This is a genomic window from Burkholderiales bacterium (assembly GCA_036262035.1).
Taxonomy (GTDB): domain Bacteria; phylum Pseudomonadota; class Gammaproteobacteria; order Burkholderiales; family SG8-41; genus JAQGMV01.
Window position 1 is genome coordinate 276,290 of the sequence record DATAJS010000005.1, and the last position, 20,459, is coordinate 296,748.

Genomic DNA, 20,459 nt, shown 5'->3' on the forward strand with positions numbered 1-20,459 from the left:
TTTGCAGCAGCCGTGCCCGGAGTCATCCCCCAGTGACAGCGCTGCTCGCAGCGGGCCTGCTGCTGGCGGTAGCGGCGGCAATCGCGGTCGCGGTCGTGCTGCTGCGGGCCGCCCGCGCCGAGCGGGCGAGACATGCGGCGGCGATCGGGGAGCTCCAAGCCGCGCTGGCGCGGCGCGACAGCGAGATCGAGTGCGCGAAGCAGGAGCTCGCGCGGCGCGCCGCGGAGATCGAGTCGGTGAGCAAGGAGCTCCAGACGTTTGCGTATTCGGTGTCACACGACCTGCGCGCGCCGCTGCGCCACATCGGCGGCTACGTGCAGCTTCTCACTCAGGCGCTCGATGACAGGCTCGACGAAGAGCCGCGGCGTTACCTCAACGTCGTCGTGCAGGCGAGCCGCCAGATGGGCGAGCTCATCGACGCGCTGCTGTCGTTCTCGCGCTTGTCGCGCGCCGCCATGAGCCCCGCGCGCGTGGCTCCGCGTGAGGTCGTCGATGCGGTCATCGCCGGGCTGGAGGCGGACACGCGCGGACGCGACATCGAATGGCGGATCGGCGAGCTTCCGCTCGTCGAGGCCGACCCCGCGATGCTGAAGACCGTCTACGCCAACCTCATCGGCAACGCCGTCAAGTACACCGCCCGCCGCGAGCGGGCGGTCGTCGAGATCGGCGCCGACGCGCCCCAGGACGGGCGAGCGGTGCTCTACGTGCGCGACAACGGCGTAGGCTTCGACATGGCCTACGCCGATCGCCTGTTCGGGATTTTCCAGCGCCTGCACCCGCCCGAGGAGTTCGAAGGCACAGGTACCGGGCTTGCCACGGTACAGCGCATCATCGCCCGGCACGGCGGGCGCGTGTGGGCGCAGGCCACACCGGGCGAAGGGGCCGCGTTCTATTTCACCTTCGCCATGCCTGCAGAATCCGACCTCAACCAAGAATGAGCCAGGCCATCCGCGTACTGCATCTCGAGGACAGCCCCGTCGATGCCGACCTGATCGGCCGGCGTCTGCGCGAGGCCTATCCCGACAGCGACATCACGTGGGTCGAGGAGCGCGAGGGCTACGAGAAGTGCCTCTCCGGCGACCGCTTCGACGTCATCCTCTGCGACTACAACCTCGCCGGCTACGACGGCCTCGCGGCGCTGCGCAAGGCGCACGAGCTGCAGCCGGGCGTGCCGGTCATCATGGTCACCGGCACGCTCGACGAGGACCAGGCGGTGGAATGCGTGCGCGCCGACGCCACCGACTACGTCCTGAAGTCGCGGCTGCAGCGGCTGGCCCCCGCGGTCGCCCGCGCGCTGCGCGAGACGCTCGAGCAGCGCGAGCGCCAGCAGGCCGAGAACCTCCTGCGCCAGAGCGAGCGGCGGCTCCAGCTCGCTCTCGAAGCCTCCGAAGTCTCGGTGTGGGAGTTCGACATCGAGTCGGGCCACGTCGCGTTCTCGCGCGAGCTCGGGCCTTTCCTCGGCTACGGCCCTAGCGAGGTGCCGGCGCGCATCGATACGTGGGAGGCGCTGGTGCATCCCGACGACGTCAAGCGCCTGCGCGTCGCGCTCGCCCGGCACTACCGCGGCGAGACGCCGCGCCTTTCGATCGAGTACCGCATCCGCGCCAAGGACGGCGAGTGGCGCTGGCTGCAGACCGTCGGGCGCACCGTGCGGCGCGACGCGAACGGCCGCGCGATGCTCATGTCCGGGACGCACCACGACGTCACCGAGCGCCGCCGCGCGGGCGAGATGCTGCGGCTGCAGGAGCTCGCCATCGACGCCGCCACCAACGCGATCCTCATCGTCGACGCGCGCAGCGCCGATCTGCCGGTGGTGCACGTCAACCGCGCGTTCGAGCGCATCACCGGCTATCGCCCCGACGAAGTGATCGGCCGCAACTGCCGTTTCCTCCAGCGCGAGGACCGCGACCAGCCCGATCTCGACCGGCTGAGGGTAGCGATCGCCGCGGGCACCGAGGCCGCGGTGCTGCTGCGCAACTACCGCAAGGACGGCACGCTCTTCTGGAACAACCTGCGCATCTCGCCGCTGCGCAACGACGAAGGCGTGGTCACCCATTTCGTCGGCGTGCAGAGCGACGTCAGCGAATTGAAGCAGTACGAGGCCGAGCTCGAGTACCGGGCCAACTACGATTCGCTCACCGCCCTTGCGAACAAGAACCTGCTCAACGATCGCCTCGATCACGCGATCTCGCTCACCGACCGCTCGCACCGCAAGTTCGCCCTGCTCTACCTCGACCTCGACCGCTTCAAGATCATCAACGACAGCCTGGGGCACGCGAGCGGCGACGCGCTGCTGAAGACCATCGCCCAGCGGCTGCGCACCTGCGTGCGCGAGTCCGATACCGTCGCACGCCTGTCGGGCGACGAGTTCGCGGTGGTGCTGAACGAGGTGGAGAACACCGCCGCGATCGCGACCATCGCGCAGAAGATCCTGACCGAGGTCGACCAGCCGGTCGCGATCGACAGCCGCGACGTGTTCACCTCGGCGAGCATCGGGGTGTGCATCTTCCCCGACGACGGGAACAACCGCGAGGAGCTGCTCAAGCACGCCGACACCGCGATGTACCGCGCGAAACAGGCCGGCCGCAACCAGGTGTGCTTCTACACGCCGGACTTCAACGCCGACGCGCTCGAGCGCCTGCAGCTCGAAGCCGACCTGCGCCGCGCGGTCGCGATGCACGAGTTCGAGCTGCATTACCAGCCGCGCATCGATCTCGACAGCGGGCGCATCACTTCGGTCGAGGCGCTGATCCGCTGGCGCCGCGCCGCGGGTGGCGCGCTCGTGCCGCCGATGCAGTTCATCCCGATCGCGGAAGAGACCGGCCTCATCGTGCCGATCGGCGAATGGGTGCTGCGCACCGCATGCCGGCAGATGCGCGCGTGGCGCGATGCCGGCTTCGCCGACCTGCGCGTCGCGGTGAACCTGTCGCCGCGGCAGTTCAGGCAGCCGGGGATCGTGAACACGATCGGCGCCGTCCTCGAGGAAAGCGGCCTCGAAAGCCGCCACCTCGAGCTCGAGATCACCGAGTCGGTCGCCATGCACGATCCCGCCGCGACGCAGAACGTGCTCGAGAAGCTCTCGGGCATCGGCGTGTCGCACGCGATCGACGACTTCGGCACCGGCTACTCGTCGCTCGCGTACCTCAAGCGCTTCCCCATCGATTTCCTGAAGATCGACCAGTCGTTCGTGCAGGGCGTGCCGCACGACTCCGACGACGCGAACATCGTGCGCTCGATCATCGCGCTCGGCCGCAGCCTCGAAGTGACCCTGATCGCCGAAGGCGTGGAGACCGAGGCGCAGAGCGATTTCCTCCACGCGCAGGGCTGCCACGAGATCCAGGGATTCCTGGTCTCGAAACCGAAACCGCCGGCAGAGCTGGAGGAGATGCTGAGGGAGTCGGCGGGGATGGCGAAGACGGCGAGCGAGGCGCTGAAATCGTGAGCGATGAGGTGATGAGGTGATGAGCCAGTCCGGTCACTTCATCACTTCATCACCTTCCTTCACGCTTCGGCCACGTTAGTGGACGAAGCCTCGGTCAGCAGCACCGTCGCCTCCGCCCACGGCACCGGCGCGCTGAAGTAATAGCCTTGCACTTCGTCGCAGCCCAGCCTGCGTAACAGCTCGAACTGCGGCCGCGTCTCGACACCTTCGGCGATGACGGTGAGGTGGAGGGTGCGCGCCATCGCGATGATGGCGTCGGTGATCGCCATGTTGCCCGCATCGCCCGGAAGGTCGGAGATGAACGAGCGATCGATCTTGAGCGTGTCGATGGGGAAGCGCTTCAGGTGCGCGAGCGAGGAATAGCCGGTGCCGAAATCGTCCATCGCGATGCGCACGCCGAGCTCTTTCAGCTCCTCGATCACCGCCGCGGCGCCCGCGGGATCGTGCATGACCATGCTCTCGGTGATCTCGAGCTCCAGGTACGAAGGCCGGCAGCCGCTCGATTCCAGCACGCGCAGCGTGTCCTTCACCAGCCCCGCGTGCAGGAACTGGCGCGGCGAGAGGTTGACCGCGATGCGCGGCGGCGCGATGTGCTTGGCCTGCCATTCGCGGTGCGCCCTGCACGCGGTGTGCAACACCCAGTCGCCGAGCGGGACGATGAGCCCGTTCTCTTCGGCGATGCGGATGAACCGCGCCGGCGGCAGCACGCCGAGCTGCGGATGGCGCCAGCGCACCAGCGCCTCCATGCCGACGATGCGCCCGGTGCACGCTTCGATCTGCGGCTGGTAATAGAGCTCGAGCTCGTCGCGCTCGATCGCGCGCCGCAGCCCCGACTCCAGCGACAGCCGCTCGATCGCGTCGTTGGAAAGATGCGCCGAGTAGAACTCGAAGCCGTTGCGGCCTCGCTCCTTCGCGCGATACATCGCGATGTCGGCGTTCTTGAGCAGCGTCTCGGGATTGCTCCCGTCCTGCGGATACGCGGACACGCCGATGCTCGCGGTCACGCGATATTCCTTGCCGCCGATCATGAACGCCGCGGCGAGGGCGTCGATCAGCTTCTGGCTGACGCTGCCGACGTACACCGGGTCGTCCACTTCCTCGAGCAGCACGACGAACTCGTCGCCGCCGAGGCGCGCCACGGTGTCGCCCGCGCGCAGGCTGTCGGTGAGCCGCCGCGAACATTCGCCCAGGACGTAATCCCCCGCTTCGTGACCGAGCGTGTCGTTGATCAGCTTGAAGCGGTCGAGGTCGATGAAGAGCACCGCGAGCGTGCGCGCATGACGCTCGGCGTTCGCGATCGCGGAGGCGAGCCGCTCGCTGAACATCGCGCGGTTGGGCAGCTTCGTCAGCGCGTCGTGCATCGCCATGAACTTGACCGCTTCCTCGGCCTGCGTGCGCACGAGGTATTGCCCGACTTCGCTCCCGATCGCTTCGGCGATGTTGACGAGCACCGGGTTGGGGTCGCCCGCGTCGCGGTGGAAGAACTCCATGACGCCCAGCGCGTGGCTCCCGCGCAGGAGCGGGAAGGCGAAGCCCGCGTGCAGGCCGGCCTCGACCGCGTGCGCCTTGCGCCTGAAATCGCTGGCAGCGCCGATGTCGGTGATCCACACCGGCTTCTTGGCCCAGAACGCGCGGCTCGCCAGACCGGTGCCGTCGGGGCGCGGCTCGAGCTCGGTGCGCGCGATCGCCGCGTCGAAGTCGCGGATCGCCGGGCCGTCGCCCGCCCAGCTCTCCGCCCGATGCAGCAACCCGGTCCGGGCGTCCCAATGCCAGCGCACGCCGTAGTGCCAGCCGAGACCGGTGCAGATCGTGCGCAGCACGGTCGTCATCGCTTCCGGGACGCTCGCGGCTTCGGCGAGCGCGCGCGTCACCGCGTGCTCCATCGCCTGCCGCTGCTCGGCCTGCTTGCGCTCGGTGATGTCGACGATGGTCCCGATCATGCCGTCGATCGCGTCCAGCCCGGCATACGGCGCCCGGTAGCAGATCACCTCCCGCACACGGCCGTCGGCCGCGGGGAGCGGGCATTCGTGCGTCTGCGCGTCGGAACAGAGCAGGGCATCGCACCAGTCCGCGATCGCGGGCGCGTGCGGGAAGAGCTCGCGCGCGGTCCTGCCGACCGCGACCGTGCGATCGATCGCGAAGAACGCTTCCCACGCCTTGTTCACGCCGCGATAGCGGCCGTTCGCGCCCATGAGGAACACCGGGTTCGGGAGCGCCTCGATCATGCCCTGCGTCATCCGCTCCGCTTCGGTCCGCCGCGCCTCGCGAGTCATCAGCCAGAGCTCGACGAACACGCGGACCTTGGTGCGCAGGATCTCGGGGATCGCGGGCGTGACGATGCAGTCGACGGCGCCGAGCGAGTAACCCTTCGCCTGCTCCATCGCCTCGGCGTACGCGGTGAGGAAGATGATCGGGGTGTGCGCGGTCCTGGGACGCTCGCGGATGTAGCGCGCGGTCTCGAAGCCGTCCATGCCGGGCATGTTGACGTCGAGCAGCACGACGGCGAACTCGCGCTCGAGCAGGTGCTTCAGCGCCTCGTGTCCCGAGCGCGCGGTGACGACGTTCTGGCCCAGCTCCTCCAGCATGCTTTCGAGCACCAGGAGGTTCGCGGGCCGGTCGTCGACGATGAGTATGTTGGCCCGGTCAGTCCAGAGACCCGCCGGCTCGCCTTTCGTATTGCTCGTCACTGCGCCTTCCTCTCCACGCGGCGTCGGGCTGGAAACCTTTCCGCCCGATCTGTATCGAACCCATGGCCGATGCAACGCCCATGCCGTCGCGGCGCCCGTTGGAGCTCAACGCGTGACATTCCGCACGAAGCGATGCGAGATTCGGCATATAAAGTGCTCGATAATCCGACTCCTATGCACCGTTCCCCCGCGTCCAGGCTTCGCGCGGCCGCAGTCGTCGCTGCCGCGGCGTTCGCTTTCTGTGGCGCATTCGTTCCTGACCGCGTGGCGTTCATCGCCGCCGCGCACGCCGCGGAACCGTCCAAATCCGCGCCGCGCACCAAAAAAGCACGCGCCCCGCGCGATACGCCTTTCGGCCGCGAAGGCGACCCGAAGAAGGCGACGCGCACGGTTCGCATCGAGCTCTCCGACACGATGCGCTACTTCCCGGACCACGTGACGGTGAGGAAAGGCCAGACCGTGCGCTTCAACCTGAAGAACTCGGGCGAGCTGCCGCACGAGATGGTGATCGGCACGATGGACGATCTGAAGAAGCATGCCGCGACGATGCGCAAGCACGCGGCGACAGACCCCGAGGATGCCAACATGGCGCACGTCGAGCCCGGCCGCAGCGGCCGCATCGTGTGGCAATTCACCCGGGCGGGGGAGTTTTACTACGGGTGCCTGGTGCCGGGGCACTTCGAGGCGGGGATGATCGGGACGATCGTTGTTCGATAGCCTCGGGCTACCGAACAACGATCCTGTTACGCCTCGGAGGGAAACCCATGGTTTCCCTCCGAGACCTCCTTTCCTTCAACCCCGATCGGTCAACACTGCAGCATCGCCATCAGCGCCGGCACTTCTCCCGGCAGCTCGCGCGCGAGATAGCCGAAAGGCCCGATGCGCGCGGCGAGACGATCGCCGGCCCGCGCGTGGAGCGCGACGCCCCACGCCGCGGCCTGTTCGAGCGGAGCGCCGCGCGCCAGCAGCCCGGCGATCACGCCCGAAAGCACGTCGCCCGAGCCCGAGGTCGCGAGCCCCGGATTGCCGGCGCTGTTGCGCCAGACGCGCGTGTCGGGCGTCGCGATGTGCGTGATCGCGCCTTTGAGCGCGACGACCGCGTTCCACCGGCCCGACGCGTCCACCGCGGCCGCGATCGGATCGCTCTCGATCTCGTCCTTCTCGCGCCCTTCGAGGCTCGCCATCTCCCCCGCGTGCGGCGTCAGCAGCACCGGGCTCGCGAAGCGGCCGCGCGCCTTCACCACGCCCATCGCGCCGGCATCGAGGACGACGCCGGCGTGCGCGAACGTCTCGAGCAGCGCGGCCGCGAGATCGCGGGTCGCGTCGACGTACGGCAGTCCCGGCCCGATCAGCACCGATTTCACGTGAGGCGCGATCTCTTCGAGCACGTCCATGCAATCGGGCTCGATGCTGCCGTCGTCGCGCTCGGGCAGCGCGAAGACGCGCGATTCCGGCACCGCCGTGCCGATCGATCGCGCGATGCTCTCGGGCGTGGCGATCGCGACCTTGCCCGCGCCCGCGCGCAACGCCGCGGTCGCGGCGAGCACCGCCGCGCCGATGATCTGACGGCATCCCGCTACGACGAGCACGCGCCCGCGCTCTTCCTTGTCGCCGTCGCGTTCCGGCAACGGCAGCGGCCACGCGCGTAAGGTCGCGTCGTCGAGCTCGACGACTTCGGCCTCGCCCGCGCTCACGGCTTCGGCGCCGCGGGAACGTCGGGCTCGGCGGTGACCGGCGCGCCCGCTTCGACCAGCGGCGCGACGAAGCTGACCAGCTTGCCGACGAGCTTGCCGTGCTTAGCCTTAGTGGCGTCGAACTCGTACGAGGTCACCGAGCAGTTCGGGATGTTGTGCGCGCGGTCGATGTCGAGTATCTGGCGCTCGTCGAGGCGCTCGAAGAGATAGCGGAAGCAGCTCACGGTCACCTGGTGCGCGACGATCAGCACGCGCTCGCACCGATACTCGCGCGTGATGGTGTCGATGACGTTGCGCAGCCGCAGGATCACGTCGCACCAGCTCTCCCCGCCCGGCGGCCTGAAATAGAACTTGCCGACGTGGCCTCGCTGCTCCGCGAGCTCGGGGTGCTTGGCGACGATGCCGTGCTTGGTGAGCCGGTCGAGGATGCCGAACTCCTTTTCGCGCAGCCGCTCGTCGACGTTGAACGTGTCCGGATCGAGGCCCGCGGTCTCGACGACGATGCGCGCGGTCTCGCGCGCCCGCACGTACGGCGAGCACAGCACGACGTTCGGCTGCGACGGCTCGGGCATCGCGCCGAACCAGCGTCCCAGCGCCCGCGCCTGCTCGCGGCCGAGGTCGGAGAGCGGCACGTCCATGTCGCGGAACGCGATGTCGATGTGGGGCAGACCGGCGGCCTCGGCGGCATCGCGCGCGACGTTGCCGGCGCTCTGGCCGTGTCTCACGATCCAGATCGTCTGGGGCCACTTCTGGTTGACGTTGGTCGGCGTGTCCATCTTCGCGCGGCTTTCGAGCAATTAGCTCGCCCGAAGAGCCACCCACGCCGGCGCGTGATCGCTCGCCCCTTCCCTGCCCCGCACCGCCTTGTCGACCCCGGCCGCTTCGAGACGCGGCGCGATGGCCGCGGAGAGCAGCAGGTGGTCGATGCGCAGGCCCGCGTCGCGCTCCCAGCGCTTGCGCATGTAGTCCCAGAACGTGTACATCGGCTCGTTCGGATGCACAGCGCGTATCGCGTCGACCCAGCCCTGGGCGAGCAGGCGGCTGTAGGCCGCACGAGGCTCGGGCTGGAGCAGCGCGTTTTTGCCGTACGAATTCTTGGCGTAGATGTCGAAGTCGGTCGGCACCACGTTGTAATCGCCCGCGAGCACGACCGGCAGGCCCGACGCGTACAGCGACGCCGCGTGCGCGTTGAAGCGCTCCATCCACGCGAGCTTGTAGTCGAACTTCGGCCCCGGCTGCGGGTTGCCGTTCGGCGCGTAGAGGCAGCCGACCAGCACGCCGCTCACCGCCGCTTCGAGGTAGCGCGGCTGCTTGTCGGCGGGGTCGCCGGGAAGCTCGCGGCGGCTCTCGATCGGCTCGGCGTCGCGCGCGAGGATCGCCACGCCGTTCCAGCCGTTCACGCCGCGATACACCGCGCCGTAACCCGCCTTCTCGATCGCCGCGCGCGGAAACGTCGAGTCCGGCGTCTTCGTCTCCTGCAGGCACACGACGTCGGGCGTGGCTTCGCCCAGCCAGTCCAGCAGGTTGGCGAGCCGCTTGTTGACGTTGTTGACGTTGAACGTGGCGATTTTCATCGGGGCGTATCGATTCAGGGACTGCGGTAAGCTGCCAGTTTCGACCGAACGACGCAGAGCAAGCCATGAACCTCCATCGTCTGCTCGCCGAGCGCGCGCACGCGCGCAAGCCGCTCAAGGTCGCGCTCGTCGGCGCCGGCAAGTTCGGCTCCATGTTCCTGTCGCAGGCGCGGCGCACGCCGGGGATACACGTCGTGGCGGTCGCCGATCTCGATCCCGTGCGCGCACGCAGCAGTTTGCAGCGCGTAGGCTGGCCCGCCGAGCAATACGACGCCAAAGCGCTGGACCAGGCCGCTCGCATCGGCACGACGTGCGTCACCGAAGATGCCCTCGGCGCCATCGCGTCGCACGCCGTGGACGTGGTCATCGACGCGACCGGCAGCCCCGCCGCCGGCATACGCCACGCGCTCGCCGCCGCCCATCACGGCAAGCACATCGTCATGGTGAACGTCGAAGCCGACGCGCTCGCCGGTCCGCTGCTCGCGCAGCGCGCGAAGGAAGCGGGCGTCGTATACACCCTCGCGTACGGCGACCAGCCGGCGCTCGTCTGCGAGATGGTCGACTGGGCGCGCGCCGCGGGCTTCGAAGTGATCGCGGCGGGCAAGGGCACGAAGTACCTGCCCGAATATCACGATTCCACGCCCGCGACCGTGTGGGGCCACTACGGTTTCTCGGAGGCGCAGGTCGCGCAAGGCGATTTCAACGCGCAGATGTTCAACTCCTTCCTCGACGGCACCAAGTCGGCGATCGAGATGGCGGCGGTCGCCAACGCGAGCGGTCTCACGCCCGCACCGGCCGGCCTCGACTTCCCGCCGTGCGGCGTCGACGACCTGCCGCGCGTGCTCAGGCCCCGCGCCGACGGCGGGGTGCTGCACCATCGCGGGCAGGTCGAAGTCGTGTCGAGCCTGAACCGCGACGGCACGCCGGTGTTCCGCGACCTGCGCTGGGGCGTGTACGTGACCTTCGCCGCCGACAGCGATTACGTGCGCAAGTGCTTCGCCGAATACGGCCTCGTCACCGACGACAGCGGCAACTACACCGCGATGTACAAGCCCTATCACCTCATCGGGCTGGAGCTCGGCATCTCGGTCGCGAGCGCGGGCCTGCGCCGCGAGCCGACCGGCGCGCCCGACGACTTTCGCGGCGACGTGGTATCGATCGCCAAGCGCGACCTGCAAGCCGGCGACACGCTCGACGGCGAAGGCGGCCATACCGTGTACGGCCGGCTGATGCCGGCTTCCGAATCGCTGCGCATCGGCGGCCTGCCGATCGGTCTCGCGCATCGCGTGCGTCTCACGCGCGCCGTCTCGAAAGGCGCAGCGCTCACCTGGAACGACATCGAGATGCCGCACTCCGAAGCGGTGCGCGTGCGTCGCGAGATGGAGTGCCACTACGGCTCGCGGCAGGGCGGCGCGCGCGATGCCGAGGCGCCGGCGCTGCTGCGCGGCTGAGTCGTATCGATCCATCAACAAAGACAACCGCCGGATCGCAAGGGAGGGACTCATGAAACGTTGGACCGTTTGGGCCGGCGCGCTCCTGCTCGCCGCGCAATGCGCTTTCGCGCAGACGATGATCGAGCAGGCGGCCGAGCATCGCTTCCAGCTCGATTTCCGGGTGAACGACGCGGCGCTCGCGAAGCTGCTGCCGCAGGGCTGGGAGCCGGTCATCGCGACGCAGGGCCCCGCGAAAGACTGCAACCTGCGGATGATCTTCATCGACCGCATGGCGATCATCGGCGCCGACGGCAAGCCCGCAGGCCGCCCGACTTCCCGCCTCGTCTATCTCGCGATTCCGGTACGCAACAGCGCGAGCGGCGCGGCAGGCCAGATGATCGTCTACGGCCTCATCGACAACAAGGCGGACGCGCCGGGCGCGTTCGGCGTCTACGACTACGCGCCGACCGCGAAGATGACGCGCACGAGCAGCGCGTCCGACGGCAAGCTCTCCGGCGTGGAGCACTGGGAATTTGCGTCGGCGAGCGGCGAGCGCCTCGAAGTGCACGTCGAATACGACCGGGGCCCGGCGAACAAAGGCGGCCAGGAAGTGCGCTTCTACAACCCGCGCGATCCTTCGAAGTTCCAGATCTTCAAGACCGACCAGGCGATCGACATCATGAAGAACCCGACGACCAACCCGCCCGATCACATCCGCAAGTTCAGCTACAAGGCGGGCGGCGGGAAGATCGCCGCGCTCTTCGACGGGACGGAGAAAGTCGTCTCGTGGGACTCGTTCCCCTGGTACATACGCACCGTGAGCGAACCGTAATTTTTGACTTACACTCCGAGGTCCGGCGCTCAAACAGAACGTCCAAACACGGCGCCTCCCGGAGGATTCGATGCGGTCGCCCGTCGTCGTCGCGGCGCTCGCTGCCGCGGTGCTCGCACCGGCGGCGGCAGCCCAGCAGTACCCGGTCAAAGTCATACGGCTCGTCACCGGCTCGCAGGCCGCCGGCGGCACCGACGTCACCGCGCGCGCCATACAGGCGCGCCTCGTCCCGGCGATCGGCCAGCAGATCGTCGTCGACAACCGCCCGGGCCTCGCGGGCATGGTCGCGAACGAATACGCCGCGAAGCAGCCCGCCGACGGTTACTCCCTGCTGATACAGCCGGGTTCTTTCGTCACCGTCAGCACGCAGCTCAACGCGAACCCGCCGTGGGACCCGCTGAAGCATCTCGCGCCGGTGATCCAGGTGAGCAATTACGACTTCGTGCTCGTCGCGCATCCTTCGGTGCCGGCGAAGAACGTGAAAGAGCTCGTCGCGACGGCGCGCGCAAAACCGCGAGGCATCTCGTTCGCCTCGACCGGCGTCGGCAGCAACTTCCATCTCGCGGGCGAGCTGCTCAAGATCACCGCCAGGGTCGACATGCTGCACGTCGCGTATCGCGGCAGCCCGCAGGCGGTGCTGGACCTCGTCGCCGGCCGCGTCGACACGATGTTCGTGCACGTGCCGACCGTGAAAGGCTATATCGACGGCGGCCGCCTGCGGCCGCTCGCGACCACCGGCACGCAGCGCAATCCCCTGCTGCCGAACGTGCCGACGATCGCGGAGTCGGGCATGAAGACCTACGAGGTCGCGGGCATCGAAGGCGTCTTCGCGCCTGCCGGCACGCCGCGCGCGGTGATCGCCAAGCTCAACGCGACGATCGCATCGGTGATGGCCACGCCCGAGATGAAGCAGGAGTGGACCGCGCGCGCGATCGAGTTCGCGCCCAACACGCCCGAGCAGTTCGGCGCGACGATCCGACACGAATTCGACAAGACCGCGGCGCTCATCAAGGCCGCGGACATCAAGCCCGAGAGATAGGAGCACAGCATGGCCGAAGCGAAACAGATGTCCCAGCCGAAAGACTACAAGCTCATCGTCGAGAAAGACGTGAAGATCCCGCTGCGCGACGGGACGATGATCTACGGCGACATCTTCAGGCCCGACGGCGGCTCCGAGAAGTTCCCGGTGATCTTCAACCTCGGGCCGTACCAGAAGGACAAGGTGTGGATACCGCCCGAGGACCTCGAAGAGGAAGCCAACGAATACATGAACTGGGAGACGGCCAATCCGCTGTGGTGGTGCCCGCGCGGCTACGCCCTTCTGAGAGTGGACACCCGCGGCACCGGCAAGTCGCCGGGCAAATGCGAGCCGTCGTCGTATCAGGAAGGCCAGGATTCGTACGACTGCGTCGAATGGGTCGCGAAGCAGCCGTGGTGCAACGGCCACGTCGGCTGCCTCGGCATCTCGTACCATGCCGCGTTCCAGTGGCGCCTCGCCAATCTCCAGCCGCCTTCGCTGAAAGCGATCATGCCGTGGGAAGGCCGCGCCGACCAGTATCGCGACCAGGCGTATCACGGCGGCATCTTCGCGATGGGCTTCATCACGCAATGGGCCAACAGCACCATGGCGCACAACCTCCTCGGCCGCCCGCGCGAGTACAACCCCGACGCGTTCAACACCTCGATCCTCTGGGACTACATGCGGAAGGACCTCGACTCCGAGGAATGGCGCAAGAACAGCGCGCAGTGGGACAGGATCAACGTGCCGCTCTACAGCGTCGGCAACTGGGGCGGCTTCGCGATGCACCTGCGCGGCAACACCGAGGGCTATATGCTGGCGGCGTCGAAGCACAAGAAGCTACGCGTCCACACCGGCAGCCACTTCCATCCCTTCCATGCCGAGGAGGCGCGCACCGACCAGCTGCGCTGGTTCGATTACTGGCTGAAAGGCATCGACACCGGGATCATGGACGAGCCCCCCGTCAAGCTCGAGATCCGCACCGGGGGCAGCGCCAAGCCTTACGCCTTCCGCTTCGAGAACGAGTGGCCGATCAAGCGCACGCAGTGGACCAAGCTGTACCTGCGCATCGACCGCGACGGCCCGAACAAGGGCGACACCGCCGAAGGCGCGCTCGTGCCGAAGGTCGTCGAGTCGGAGAAGAAGATCAGCTACTCCGCCGGCCCGGGCCACTACCGCCCGGTGTCGGGACGCTCGGGTGTTTCGTTCGAGACGCCGCCGATGGAAGCGGACACCGAGGTGACCGGTCCTCTCGTGCTCAACCTGTGGGTGTCGAGCTCGTCCGAGGACATGGACATTTACGCGACGATCCGCAACATCGATCCGTCGGGCAAGGACGTCAACGAAGTCGGCCAGCGCGGCGAGCCGGTGGCGTGCGTGACCAAGGGCTGGCTGCGCGCTTCGCACCGCAAGCTCGACCGCGAAAAGTCCCTGCCCTACCGCCCGTACCACGCCCATAACGAGCGCCAGTGGCTGAAGAAGGACGAGATCGTCGAATGCCAGGTCGAGATCTGGCCGACGAGCATGGTGTTCAAGAAAGGCCACAAGCTGCGCCTCGACATCACCCCCCGCGACGGCGTCGCCACCGGCCACTTCACCCACTACAACGCGGACTACAACGCCGGCGCGACGAACGTCATCCACTCCGGCGGCGATCGGCTGTCGTGGCTGATGCTGCCGGTGATTCCGGCGCGCTAACGCGCGCCGCGTCGGCCAGTGAACGCCTCGGAGGGAAACCCTTGGTTTCCCTCCGAGACCTCCTTTCCTTCGGCTCCAGCGCGCTCGCTTTGCGTCCGCGCAACGAGCGGACTCGAGCCTATGGCTTCAGAACAACTTTTATGCAGCCGTCGTCCTTGTCCCGAAACGTCTTGTACGCCTTCGGGCCTTCATCGAGCGGGAGACGATGCGTGACGACGAACGACGGATCGATGTCGCCTTTCTCGATGTGCTTCAACAGCATCGCGTGGTACTTGGGCACGTGGGTCTGGCCCATGCGGAACGTGAGACCTTTGTTCATCGCCGCGCCGAAGGGCAGCTTGTCCGGGAAGCCGATGTAGACGCCGGGCACCGAGAGGGTGCCGCCCTTGCGGCAGCACATGATCGCTTCGCGCAGCGCGTGCGCGCGGTCGGTCCCGAGATAGAGCTCCGCCTTCACCTTGTCGAGCGCCGCGTCGAAGCTGCCGCTCGCGTGCGCTTCGCAGCCGACGGCGTCGATGCAGCGGTCGGGACCGCGCCCCCTGGTCATCTCCATCAGACGCTCGTAGACGTCTTCCTTGTCGAAGTCGATCGTCTCGGCCTTGCCCCTGGTCTGCGCCATGAGCAGCCGCTCGGGGACGCGGTCTATCGCGATCACGCGTCCCGCGCCGAGCATCCACGCGCTCTGGATGCAGAACTGCGCGACCGGGCCGCAGCCCCACACCGCGACGGTATCGCCGGGCTGGATCTCGGCGTTCTCGGCCGCCATGTAGCCGGTCGGAAAGATGTCGGAGAGGAACAGCACCTGCTCGTCGGCAAGATCGCTCTCGATTTTCAGCGGACCGACGTCGGCATAAGGGACCCGCAGGTACTCGGCCTGCCCACCGGCGAAACCGCCGAGCATGTGCGAGTAGCCGAACAGCCCCGCCGGCGACTGTCCCATCACCTTCGCGGCCATCTCCTTGTTGGGATTGGACTCGTCGCAGGCCGAGAACATGCCCTGCTCGCAAAACCAGCACGTCCCGCACGAGATCGTGAAAGGCACGACCACGCGGTCGCCCTTTTTCAGCTTCTTCACCGCCGGGCCGACCTCGACGACGACGCCCATCGGCTCGTGGCCGAGCACGTCGCCTTTCTCCATCGTCTTCATGTAGCCGTCGTAGAGATGGAGATCCGAGCCGCAGATCGCCGTCGACGTGATCTGCACGATCACGTCTTTGGAGTCCTTCAGGATGGGATCGGGGACGTTGTCGATGCGGACGTCCTCCTTGCCGTGGTAACACAATGCGCGCATGCCGCCCTCCGTCTTCAGGTCATGCAGCGTTGCACGGCGTATGCCCGCGCGGTCGCGCTTCAGCGGTCGCCGGGCGGTCGATCGCCACGCGCAGGCCTGAGCGATTCGGCGACATCGCCGAAATTGATCCTGTAGCCGTGCCTGCGTGCGTCCTGCACGCATTCGTAGAAATAGCGGAAGAGAGACCTGGAGCGCCTGCTGCCGGCACGCCAGCCCCAGCCGTACTGCAACGCGCCGGCGGGCTCGGCGAAGATCGTACAGGTCTTGCCGCCGCCGGGCCGGTCTTCGGCGGCCTTATCGGCGCGAGGTTCTGGGGCGTTCATGTCGCCTTTCGTGAAGGTGCGGCGCTCTTGGAAAAGCGCTTCTGATCGTCCGGTGCGGCCGCGGATCGACCGCGCCTTGGACTGTAGAGCGTGCGCGGTCGCAGCGTCGGTACGGGATCGTACGCCCGGCCCCGCGGAAATCCCTAGACAGGCCGCTTCAGTCGCCCGCGATCTCCACGCGGTTGCGCCCGCCGCGCTTGGCGCGGTAGAGCGCATCGTCGGCCGCGCGCACCAGCGCGTCGACATCGAGCGCCGCGGGGCCGCCGCCCGCGACGCCGAAGCTCGCGGTGATCGGCACGGCGCCGCTCGCGGTGATCGCCGGGGTGTTCGCGATCGCGCGGCGCGCGCGCTCCGCGACCTCGAACGCCTGCTGCGCGTTGCACGAGGGCAGCACGAGCACGAACTCTTCGCCGCCGTAACGGCCGAGCGCGTCGTACGCACGCAGCACGCTCTTCAGCCGTGCCGCGGCTTCGCGCAGCACGGCGTCGCCCGCGGGATGGCCGTGGGTGTCGTTGATCTGCTTGAAGTGATCGAGGTCGGCGATGACCACGCCGACCGGCGCCTGCGTGCGAGCGGACTGCGCGAGCTCGCGCTTGAGCACGTCGAAGATCGCGCCGCGATTCATCGCGCCGGTCAGCGCGTCCTGCGTCGCTTGCACGCGCAGCGCTTCCTGCAGCACCACGATGCGCTCGCCCGCGCGCACGCGCACGCGCAGCTCGTCGGCGTCGAACGGCTTCGGGATGTAGTCGTCGGCGCCGGCCTGCATGCCCGCGACGATGTCTTCCTTGCGCGCTTTGCCGGTGAGCATGAGGATGTAGATGTACGGGCCGGTGCGCGCTTCGCGCACGCGGCGGCAGAGCTCGATGCCGTCCATGCCGGGCATCATCCAGTCGATGATGGCGAGCTGCGGCGTGTCGTGGCGCTGCAGGATCTCCCACGCTTCGCGGCCGTCGCGCGCCGCGACGACCTCGTAGCCGGCCTTGGTCAGCGCCGATTCCAGCATGAAAAGGCCGACTTCCTCGTCTTCCGCGATCAGCACTTTCACCGTTCGTCCTCCGCACGCACCGCTTCGAGCGCCGCGGTGAGTCGTTCGATCTCGGCGCCGAGCTCGCCGCGCGCGGCCTGCGCCTGGGAGAGATCCCGCGTTTCGGCGAGGTCTTCGAGATGCTGCGCGGCCTCGCGCGCGGCGCGGGCGCCGAACATCGCCACCGAGCCCTTGAGCTTGTGCGCCGCGATCTCCAGCGCGCCCGCATCGCCGGCGGCCATCGCGGCGTCGATGTCCTGCATCACCCGCGGGGTCTGGCGCAGGTAGATCGCGATCATGCCGGAGAGCAGCTCGCGCTCGCCGTCGACCGCATCGAGCGCGGTCTTGAGGTCGAAAACTTCGGGTACTTGCGACAGGATCGTCTCCTCTGGATGTAGGGCGGCATCGCGGTCGAGCACCGCCGCGATCGCCTTGTAGAAAGCCGCGATGCGCACGGGCTTGGAGATGAAGGCATCCATGCCCGCCGCAAGGCAGCGCGCTTCGTCGGTGCTGGCGGCGTTGGCGGTGAGCGCGATGATCGGCGTGTACGTGGCGCGCGCTCTTTCGCGGTCCCTGATCGCAGCGGTCGCTGCCAGTCCATCCATCTGCGGCATCTGCAAATCCATCAGGATCAGATCGAAACGTCCATCCTCCCACGCGGCGAGGGCTTCGAGCCCGGTGCCGACGACCACCGCCTCGTGGCCTCGCCTCGCGAGCAGCCTCACCGCGAGCGCGCGATTGACCTCGTTGTCCTCGGCGATCAGGACGCGCAGACTGCGGCCTTCGCCCGCCGTGCCCGCACCGTCGCCGTCGCAAGCCGCCATCCGATGTCCCCGAGTTTTGGCGATTGTAGGGAAACTGGGCGCCGCACGGGGATAGCCGGTGTTGCCCGCTGCGCGGCGGCGCTGGCATCATCGGGTGCCAACGAGGAGGAAACCTCAATGCAGAGACGCGGGTTCCTGCAGGCGTGTGCGGGCTGCATCGCGCTCCACGCGAGGGCGGCCGACGCGGCCGGCGAGCTTCAGCCGCGCGCGTGGTCGCGCGTGCGCCTCGTCGACGAAGGCGGCAAGCCGCTGCGCGCCTCGACTCTCGTGGCGGGCCGCAACTACATCTTCCACTATCCGTTCCACGGCACGCCGTGCTTCCTCATCAATCTGGGCAAGCCGACGGTGCCGAACGTGCGGCTGAAGACCGAGGGGGGCGCGCCGTACGCGTGGCCCGGAGGCGTCGGTCCGCAGCGCGCGGTCGTCGCCTACTCCGCGATCTGCACGCACCGCATGACCTATCCGACGCGTCAGATCAGCTTCATCAGCTACCGCGAGCGGTCGACCGCGGGCGCGGCGGCGAAGATGAACACGATCCACTGCTGCTCCGAGCACAGCGAGTACGACCCGGCGTCCGGCGCGCGTGTGCTCGCGGGCCCCGCGCCGCAGCCGCTGCCGGCGATCGTGCTCGAATACGACGCCGCGAGCGACGGCCTCACCGCGCTCGGGACGCTGGGCGGGGATCTGTACAATGCCTTCTTCGCGAAATACGAGCTGCGGCTCGAGCTCGATTACGGCGGGGGGAAGGCCCGCCAGCGCATCGAGGACTCGACCGTCGTGACCGAGCTCGCGAGCTACTGCAAGCAGCAGGTACGCTGCTGATCACAAATCCCAAGGGAGCCCACGAAGCATGAACACGAACCTCGTCATCGCCACCGCCGCCGCCGGACTGCTCGCCGCGTGCTCGCCCAACCCTCAAGGCGCCGCCACGGCGAGCGCCCAGCTGTCCCCCGCAAGCGGCTCCAAGGTGCAGGGCCGCATCCAGTTCACGCAGGCCGGGCCCAACCGCGTGCGCGTCAGCGGCGAAGTGACGGGCCACCAGCCGGGCATGAAGGGCTTTCACATCCACGAGAAAGGCGACTGCAGCGCCCCCGACGCGACGAGCGCCGGCGGGCACTTCAACCCGCACGCCATGAAGCATGGTGCGTCGCCCACCAGCGGTCACGCCGGCGACATGGGCAACATCAACGTCGGAGCCGACGGCCGCGCGACGATCGACACGACCTTCGAAGGCCTCACGCTCGACAAGAACGCGCCGAACAGCATCCTCGGCAAGGCCGTGGTCGTGCACGCGGGCACGGACGATCAGAAGACCGATCCGACGGGGAATGCGGGCGGGCGGGTGGCGTGCGGGGTGATCGGCTGAAGTGACATGAACCGGTGACGTGAACCGGTGACGGCACACCTGTGGTGTCACCGCACTTCGTCACCGTTTTTCGTCAACGTTTCACGTCACGTTTATCACAGAGTGGGCGTCTGCCTCGTCGCAAACGTCTTCTCGAACTTCTCCTGGTCCTCGATGCAGCGGGTGGCGGTGGGCTGTACTTCGAGGCGTGGGTAGCCGATGTCCTGGCCGCACTCGCCGCAGGTGCCGTAGCTGCCGTCTTCTATCCTCTGCAGCGCGCCCGCGATGTCGCGGAGCTCCTCCACGTCGCGTCCGGCCTCGGTGATGTCGAGGTCGGTGATCATGCGCAGCACCGATTCGTCTCCGGCGTCGCCGACGCCGCCTAGCGCGTCCTCGTTGCCTTCGGACGCGGCCTGCTCGCGCTTCTCGCGAACTTCTTCCACCAGTGCGCGCTGGCGCTCGAGCAGCTTGGCCTTCAGCTTTTCCAGTTGGGCGTTCGTCAATTCGGCCATTACTCGCCTCTTTCGGTTGGTGGGCCGCGCCTCCCGCGACAACCCGGATAGGGGGGCTGGATAACAAGTAGCGTGCCCGCCGTCCCTACACCCTTCACCCTTCACAAGGTGTAACAGCGCCAACACTTTGTTGCACTTGATTGGTCGACATGCGTGCCGCCGTAACCGTTAAATGGCTCATGCGGATCGTTTCCGCGTATAGCCAAGGAGCACATCATGTCAGTCGCCAGGAAATTCCACGTCCTCGCCGCCGGGACACTGCTCGCGGCGTCGCTGCCGGCGTTCGCGGACCACGGCGGACGCGGGGAGCGCGGCTGGGATCACCGCAACGATCGCGTCTACGAACAGCGCGCGCCGCGGAGGATCGTCGAGCGTCCGGTTTACGTCGATCGCCGGCCGGTGGTGGTCCAGCGCCCGGTCGTCGTCGAGCGGCCGGTCTACGTCGGGCGCCCGGCACCGGTCTACGGCCCGGTCTACGAGCCGGCGCCGGTCGCCTACCCATCGTATCCCGCCTACCCGGCGTATCCCGAGCCGGTCGCCTATCCGCGCCATGACGAGGTGAACGTCGCCGGCGCCGCCGCCGGCGCGGTCATCGGCGGGGTCATCGGCAACGCCGTCGGCGGCCCGTACAACCGCGGGACGACCACCGCCATCGGCGCCGTCATCGGCGGCGTGCTCGGCAGCCAGTTCTAGTAGAGACCTTCTCCTGTGTGAGGGCGGCCTTGGGGCCGCCCTTTTTTTGCGCCCTCCGCCGGCGCGGTC

19 protein-coding genes are annotated in these 20,459 nt (G+C 68.1%); 10 read left to right on the forward strand and 9 right to left on the reverse strand.

The window, feature by feature from the left end:
* Window positions 1-32 precede the first annotated feature (32 nt).
* Together VHP37_04240 and VHP37_04245 are read left to right on the forward strand one after the other, a co-directional pair.
* Window positions 33-938: an ATP-binding protein gene (locus VHP37_04240; protein ID HEX2825531.1), complete on the forward strand. Its 906-nt coding sequence runs from the start codon at window positions 33-35 to the stop codon at window positions 936-938.
* On the forward strand, window positions 935-3,442 hold the full coding sequence (locus VHP37_04245; protein HEX2825532.1) for an EAL domain-containing protein: 2,508 nt from the start codon (window positions 935-937) through the stop codon (window positions 3,440-3,442). The genes VHP37_04240 and VHP37_04245 overlap by 4 nt, the downstream gene beginning before the upstream one ends.
* A gap of 59 nt (window positions 3,443-3,501) precedes the next feature.
* Here the strand turns inward: VHP37_04245 and VHP37_04250 are convergent, their stop codons facing one another.
* Window positions 3,502-6,129, reverse strand: coding sequence for an EAL domain-containing protein (locus tag VHP37_04250; protein HEX2825533.1), 2,628 nt, complete (start codon window positions 6,127-6,129; stop codon window positions 3,502-3,504).
* Window positions 6,130-6,393: 264 nt separating this feature from the next.
* Here VHP37_04250 and VHP37_04255 point away from each other — a divergent pair, with 264 nt between their 5' ends.
* Window positions 6,394-6,846: a cupredoxin family protein gene (locus VHP37_04255; GenBank protein HEX2825534.1), complete on the forward strand. Its 453-nt coding sequence runs from the start codon at window positions 6,394-6,396 to the stop codon at window positions 6,844-6,846.
* An 89-nt stretch (window positions 6,847-6,935) separates the two neighbouring features.
* On the opposite strand, the gene VHP37_04260 is transcribed toward VHP37_04255, so the two are convergent.
* The 3 genes from VHP37_04260 to xth are packed head-to-tail and all read right to left on the reverse strand — an operon-like array spanning window position 6,936 to window position 9,397.
* Window positions 6,936-7,823, reverse strand: coding sequence for an NAD(P)H-hydrate dehydratase (locus VHP37_04260; GenBank protein ID HEX2825535.1), 888 nt, complete (start codon window positions 7,821-7,823; stop codon window positions 6,936-6,938).
* Window positions 7,820-8,599, reverse strand: coding sequence for a histidine phosphatase family protein (locus VHP37_04265; protein ID HEX2825536.1), 780 nt, complete (start codon window positions 8,597-8,599; stop codon window positions 7,820-7,822). Before VHP37_04265 ends, VHP37_04260 begins: the two co-directional genes overlap by 4 nt.
* Before the next feature lie 21 nt (window positions 8,600-8,620).
* Window positions 8,621-9,397: an exodeoxyribonuclease III gene (xth, locus tag VHP37_04270; GenBank protein HEX2825537.1), complete on the reverse strand. Its 777-nt coding sequence runs from the start codon at window positions 9,395-9,397 to the stop codon at window positions 8,621-8,623.
* A gap of 65 nt (window positions 9,398-9,462) precedes the next feature.
* Between xth and VHP37_04275 the strand changes: the two genes are divergently transcribed.
* The 4 genes from VHP37_04275 to VHP37_04290 all read left to right on the forward strand — a co-directional run bounded on the left by VHP37_04275 (window position 9,463) and on the right by VHP37_04290 (window position 14,378).
* Complete coding sequence (locus VHP37_04275; GenBank protein ID HEX2825538.1) at window positions 9,463-10,848, forward strand: Gfo/Idh/MocA family oxidoreductase; 1,386 nt, start codon at window positions 9,463-9,465, stop codon at window positions 10,846-10,848.
* Window positions 10,849-10,900: 52 nt separating this feature from the next.
* A complete protein-coding gene (locus VHP37_04280) occupies window positions 10,901-11,662 on the forward strand; it encodes a hypothetical protein (GenBank protein ID HEX2825539.1) in 762 nt (253 codons plus the stop codon).
* Between the two features lie 70 nt (window positions 11,663-11,732).
* Window positions 11,733-12,701, forward strand: a complete 969-nt coding sequence (locus tag VHP37_04285) for a tripartite tricarboxylate transporter substrate-binding protein (GenBank protein ID HEX2825540.1) — start codon at window positions 11,733-11,735, stop codon at window positions 12,699-12,701.
* Window positions 12,702-12,710: 9 nt separating this feature from the next.
* The gene (locus VHP37_04290; GenBank protein ID HEX2825541.1) at window positions 12,711-14,378 is read left to right on the forward strand and encodes a CocE/NonD family hydrolase; all 1,668 of its coding nucleotides are present in this window, start codon (window positions 12,711-12,713) and stop codon (window positions 14,376-14,378) included.
* 118 nt (window positions 14,379-14,496) lie between these two features.
* On the opposite strand, the gene VHP37_04295 is transcribed toward VHP37_04290, so the two are convergent.
* The 4 genes from VHP37_04295 to VHP37_04310 form a co-directional block, all read right to left on the reverse strand.
* Window positions 14,497-15,669, reverse strand: coding sequence for a zinc-dependent alcohol dehydrogenase (locus tag VHP37_04295; GenBank protein HEX2825542.1), 1,173 nt, complete (start codon window positions 15,667-15,669; stop codon window positions 14,497-14,499).
* A 59-nt stretch (window positions 15,670-15,728) separates the two neighbouring features.
* Window positions 15,729-15,992 carry a hypothetical protein gene (locus VHP37_04300; protein ID HEX2825543.1) on the reverse strand — a complete coding sequence of 88 codons (264 nt, stop codon included), beginning with the start codon at window positions 15,990-15,992 and terminating at the stop codon, window positions 15,729-15,731.
* Between the two features lie 157 nt (window positions 15,993-16,149).
* Window positions 16,150-17,037 carry a diguanylate cyclase gene (locus VHP37_04305; protein HEX2825544.1) on the reverse strand — a complete coding sequence of 296 codons (888 nt, stop codon included), beginning with the start codon at window positions 17,035-17,037 and terminating at the stop codon, window positions 16,150-16,152.
* Window positions 17,034-17,840 (reverse strand): response regulator, encoded by an 807-nt coding sequence (locus VHP37_04310; protein ID HEX2825545.1) that lies wholly within the window; start codon window positions 17,838-17,840, stop codon window positions 17,034-17,036. The genes VHP37_04305 and VHP37_04310 overlap by 4 nt, the downstream gene beginning before the upstream one ends.
* Before the next feature lie 117 nt (window positions 17,841-17,957).
* On the opposite strand from VHP37_04310, the gene VHP37_04315 reads away from it, so the two are divergent.
* Both VHP37_04315 and VHP37_04320 read left to right on the forward strand, forming a co-directional pair.
* On the forward strand, window positions 17,958-18,662 hold the full coding sequence (locus tag VHP37_04315; GenBank protein HEX2825546.1) for a (2Fe-2S)-binding protein: 705 nt from the start codon (window positions 17,958-17,960) through the stop codon (window positions 18,660-18,662).
* 28 nt (window positions 18,663-18,690) lie between these two features.
* Window positions 18,691-19,206: a superoxide dismutase family protein gene (locus VHP37_04320; GenBank protein ID HEX2825547.1), complete on the forward strand. Its 516-nt coding sequence runs from the start codon at window positions 18,691-18,693 to the stop codon at window positions 19,204-19,206.
* 95 nt (window positions 19,207-19,301) lie between these two features.
* Here VHP37_04320 and VHP37_04325 read toward each other — a convergent pair whose 3' ends face one another.
* Window positions 19,302-19,697 (reverse strand): TraR/DksA family transcriptional regulator, encoded by a 396-nt coding sequence (locus tag VHP37_04325; GenBank protein HEX2825548.1) that lies wholly within the window; start codon window positions 19,695-19,697, stop codon window positions 19,302-19,304.
* A gap of 216 nt (window positions 19,698-19,913) precedes the next feature.
* On the opposite strand from VHP37_04325, the gene VHP37_04330 reads away from it, so the two are divergent.
* Window positions 19,914-20,390 (forward strand): glycine zipper 2TM domain-containing protein, encoded by a 477-nt coding sequence (locus tag VHP37_04330; GenBank protein HEX2825549.1) that lies wholly within the window; start codon window positions 19,914-19,916, stop codon window positions 20,388-20,390.
* The last annotated feature ends 69 nt before the right edge of the window (window positions 20,391-20,459 follow it).